The 4,411-nt window shown below is 63.1% G+C and carries 5 protein-coding genes; 2 read left to right on the top strand and 3 right to left on the bottom strand.

The window, feature by feature from the left end; translation table 11 throughout:
• On the top strand, positions 1 to 783 hold a 783-nt coding region (gene xth, locus FLM9_RS06385), incomplete at its 5' end, for an exodeoxyribonuclease III (protein ID WP_074457790.1).
• Positions 784 to 842: 59 nt separating this feature from the next.
• On the top strand, positions 843 to 2,147 hold the full coding sequence (hemL, locus tag FLM9_RS06380) for a glutamate-1-semialdehyde 2,1-aminomutase (protein ID WP_074457789.1): 1,305 nt from the start codon (positions 843 to 845) through the stop codon (positions 2,145 to 2,147).
• Between the two features lie 123 nt (positions 2,148 to 2,270).
• Here the strand turns inward: hemL and FLM9_RS06375 are convergent, their stop codons facing one another.
• From FLM9_RS06375 to ebsA, 3 genes are all read right to left on the bottom strand, one after another.
• Positions 2,271 to 2,783 (bottom strand): DNA recombination-mediator protein A, encoded by a 513-nt coding sequence (locus tag FLM9_RS06375; protein ID WP_074457791.1) that lies wholly within the window; start codon positions 2,781 to 2,783, stop codon positions 2,271 to 2,273.
• A gap of 84 nt (positions 2,784 to 2,867) precedes the next feature.
• A complete protein-coding gene (locus FLM9_RS06370) occupies positions 2,868 to 3,941 on the bottom strand; it encodes a phosphotransacetylase family protein (RefSeq protein WP_257243036.1) in 1,074 nt (357 codons plus the stop codon).
• Positions 3,942 to 3,979: 38 nt separating this feature from the next.
• Positions 3,980 to 4,411 (bottom strand): type IV pilus biogenesis protein EbsA (ebsA, locus tag FLM9_RS06365; protein ID WP_218969748.1); only part of this gene is annotated, 432 nt, incomplete at its 5' end.

Genomic DNA, 4,411 nt, shown 5'->3' with positions numbered 1-4,411 from the left:
CTGCGGGTCCGGCTTGAGCAGGTGGTCCACTGGCTGGAGACACACCAGCCGGACGTGCTCTGCCTCCAAGAAACCAAGGTGGCCGATGACCTCTTCCCGCATGACCCGCTGAACGCCGTGGGTTATAGGGCCGCCGTCAGTGGTCAGAAGGCCTACAACGGCATGGCGCTCGTCAGTCGTCAACCACTGGAGGATCTGCGCATCGGCTTTGACGGGTTGCTGGAGGAGGACGGGGAAGCCGTTGCCCTCAGTGAGCAAAAGCGGGTGATCAGCGGCCGCCTGGGTCCGGTGCGGATCCTTAACCTTTACGTTCCCAACGGAGCATCCGTCGGTAGCGAGAGCTACAGTTACAAGCTGGCCTGGTTGGACTGCCTCGGTCGCTACGTGGCCACCCAGCTTGAGCAGGGTGAGCCCCTCTGCATGGTGGGGGACTTCAACATTGCCCCTGAAGACCGGGATCTGCATGACCCGCAGCAGTTCAAGGGCCACGTCATGGCCAGCGACCAGGAGCGGGAGGCCCTGCAGGTAGTGCTGGGGCAGGAGTTGAAGGACGTGTTTCGGCGGTTCCATGGGGAGAGCGGCCACTGGAGCTGGTGGGACTACCGCAGTGGGGGCTGGCGGCGGAACCAGGGCTGGCGTCTGGATCACATCTATCTCACCCGGTACCTCCACCACACCGCCAAGGACTGCTGGATTGATCGCCAGCCGCGGGGCCTGCCCCGGCCCAGTGACCATGCACCTGTGGTGGTAGACCTGGCTACCGGGGCTGCAATGGGTCGTTAAAGGCATGGTGTCAGGGTTAAGGGCTTATCCTTAGGTTTGACCCCTTCGAACTCGACGACGTGGCTCCAGCTTCTCCGCTGAATACGACCCGCTCCGAAGAGATCTTTGACGCCGCTCAGGCACTGATGCCGGGGGGCGTTAATTCACCGGTCCGGGCGTTTCGCTCGGTCATCGGCAAACCCATTGTCTTTGATCACGTCAAAGGCTCGTCCGTGTGGGATGTGGACGGCAACCGCTACATCGACTACGTGGGCAGTTGGGGGCCGGCCATCTGTGGCCATGCCCGTGCCGAGGTGATCAACGCCCTCCATGAGGCTCTGGACCGAGGCACCTCCTTCGGCGCCCCTTGCCTGTTGGAGAACACCTTGGCGGAGATGGTGATCGAGGCCGTGCCTTCTGTAGAGAAGGTGCGGTTCGTCAACTCCGGTACGGAGGCATGCATGGCGGCCCTGCGGCTGATGCGCGCCTTCACGGGTCGGGACAAGCTGATCAAGTTCGAGGGCTGCTATCACGGCCACGCGGACATGTTCCTGGTGAAGGCGGGCTCCGGCGTGGCCACCCTTGGCCTGCCCGACTCCCCGGGTGTGCTGCGTGCAGCCACGGCCTCCACCCTGACGGCGCCTTACAACGACCTGGAAGCCGTCAAGGCCTTGTTTGCGGAACACCAGCACCAGATTGCCGGCGTGATTCTGGAGCCTGTGGTGGGCAATGCCGGCTTTATTCCCCCGGATGCCGGCTTCCTGGAGGGGCTGCGGGAACTCACCCAGGACCAGGGATCCCTGCTGGTGTTTGACGAGGTGATGACAGGCTTTCGCATCAGCTACGGCGGCGCCCAGGCCCGCTTTGGCGTCACTCCCGATCTCACCACCATGGGCAAGGTGATCGGCGGTGGGTTGCCGGTGGGAGCCTACGGTGGTCGAGCCGACGTGATGGCCATGGTGGCTCCGGAAGGTCCCATGTATCAGGCCGGAACCCTCAGCGGCAATCCCCTGGCCATGACCGCCGGCATTGCCACCCTGGAACTGCTCAAGCGCCCGGGCGCCTATGACCACCTGGAGGCCATCACCAGGCAGTTGGTGGCAGGAATCTTGGAAGCGGGCCGAGAAGCGGGGCTACCCATCAGCGGCGGCAGCATCAGCGGCATGTTCGGCTTCTTCTTCCGTGACGAGCCCGTGCGCAACTTTGCCGATGCCAAAGAGGCGGACCACGAGCAGTTTGGTCGGCTCCACCGGGCCATGTTGGAGCGGGGTGTCTACTTGGCGCCCAGTGGCTTTGAAGCGGGCTTCACCTCCCTGGCCCACAGCGACAACGACATCGACACCACCCTGGAGGCCTTCCGCGAGTCCTTTGCGGAGATTGCCTGACCTTTGCGGAGAGGCTGACGCCGGTCAGCGCCGCCAGCGGGCCAGAAACGCCACCAACACCAGCAGCGCCAGCAGGACGGCCCCCAGATCAATCAGTCCCCAACTGGTCAGCCAGATACCCATTCAGTCAAAATACAGCACACTCACCAGCCGGCATTGATCTTCCGCCATCCGGGCTGTTTCCAGCAGGGTGTGGCTGTCGTGGAACACCATGCAGACGAGCTGGTCGCAGCGCTCAATAATCTCCTGGTTGCAAAGGCGGCTGGCCTCTTGTAATGGAAGGTGGTCGTGCTCGGGCTTTTCAACCAGGTGAAGCACCTGCTCCATCTGCTGGCGCGACTCCCTGCTCTGCCGTGAAAGGCTCTGGGGCAGCACCACCGTCAAGGCGCTGGGCCTGACCGCCAGAACACCGCGAATAACGGCGGCATTGGTTCCCAGGGCGCCGGAGGTAAGCAAGCTGTGGCCTTCTCGTGCCAGGGCGCTGGCCAGCAACTCCACCAAGTGGGACGTGGTCATGGCCACGTGCCGGGATCCCAGCATGGCGATGGACCGCTTGGCCTGGCTGTTGAGCAGGGCCAACTCATGGGCCAGTGTATCAACCCGATCCACCGGGGGCGCGTCAAGGGATCTGGGCAAGGGGGACACAAAGCTCTCTGCAAGGTAGCAGTCACCCTGTTCCATGGGTGCTTTTACAACTGTTCCGTGTTCCGGGATGGGTATTCAGGAGTGGGGCAGCTTGAGTCGCTCCATGAGGGGGGTGAAGTCGCAATTCTCCTGGATCAAGCGCAAGGCAAAGCTGGCCTTGACGGGTTCATGGAGCCGTACGTTGCCAAAGGCCCGCTCCACCAATGCCACTGTATTCAAGGTGTCCTTGCTCACCTTCAGCAGGGGCACTTCCAACTCCCCGGCCCGGGTGATCAATTCGGGGAGAGGGGACGACGCTCCTGTGAGAATCAGGCACTGGGTGGAGGCTTCCAGGGCCGCCAGTTGGATGTCGGTGCGGTCCGCGCCGGTCACCACGGCCATGTTGCGCTGTCGTCGGAAGACCTGCATGGCTGAATTGACGCTCATGGCCCCAATGGACAGGGTTTCCACCAGAAGATCCAGCCGCTCCAGGCAGCACAGCACCTCCGCATCCAGCCGCTGACTCAGTTCACGGACACTCACACTCCGCAGTAGGGGACTGCGGGGCAGCACACCCAGCAGTGGCAGGTTGAAACGCTTCAGCAGGGGCTCCAGGTCCCGCTTCAAGGCGGGAACAGCCTCCGGATCCACGGCATTGAGCACCACACCCATGGCCTGTCCTTCCAGGCGATTAACGGCGTCCAGGAGCGGCTCCAGGCTGGCGCTGCCCTGCCAGGGATGAATCAGCAGCACCGGAGCACCCAGACGGGTGGCCAGGGCCGGCAAGTGCAAGCCAAAGCAGCAGCCCTCGGCTAAGGAGCCAGGACCCTCCATGATGGTCACCTGCGCTGTGGAGGCCTCCAGTTCTTTCTGCAGTGCCGGAAAATAATTCCGCTCCATGGCCTGACCCAGATGGGCACAGTCAAGCTGTGCGGCGGCGGCGGACGCCGCCAGGGAGGGAATCAAGTCCCTGGGCGCCAACTGGAGCATGTCCCCAATCAAGTGGGCGTCATCGTCAAAGAGACGGTCCGAGGACCGGCACTGGCGCTCTAGGCTGGTGGCCAGCGGTTTGCTGTAGCGAAAGCTGATACCCCGGGATTTGAGCCACTGGGCAACGCCCAACACAAGGGCGGACTTGCCACTGTAAGGCTCTGCCGAGCCGATCAACATGGTGACGGACAACGCCAGGACCAGATGCTAAAGGCACTTTAAGCAGACAACACCTGAGTCCAGAAGGCCTGGGGCAGGTCGGCCGCCTGTTCACCGCTGGGACGCCCTGCCTGGCTGCGGCACACCTCCAGCAGCCAGAGCACGGCCTGATAACTGGGGACGGAGAATTGATAGCAGGCTCCCGGAACTGGGCGGATGGTCAAGGTGCAGGGGCACGGGTCGGCGGGAAGCTGGCCGGGTTGCCACCGCAGGGAAAACCCGATGGATTCCCCATCTTGAATCTGTCGGACCCCCGCGAGTTCTCCTCGGGAGAATATGGCCATGGCGTCTCCAAAGTGGCTGGATCCCGGCGCGGCAGCGCAGTAGGGCCGAAACAAAGACACTTGGTTCCGGCTCTGGCTAGGGTGAGGGTGAGCAGAGGTCTCCATGGGCTGCTGGTCAGGGACACAAGCAAGGATTCCCGCAGGAGA

The sequence above is a fragment of the Candidatus Synechococcus spongiarum genome, assembly GCF_900047545.1.
GTDB lineage: Bacteria > Cyanobacteriota > Cyanobacteriia > PCC-6307 > Cyanobiaceae > Synechococcus_B > Synechococcus_B spongiarum_C.
This window is presented reverse-complemented; position numbering and strand designations above follow the sequence as displayed.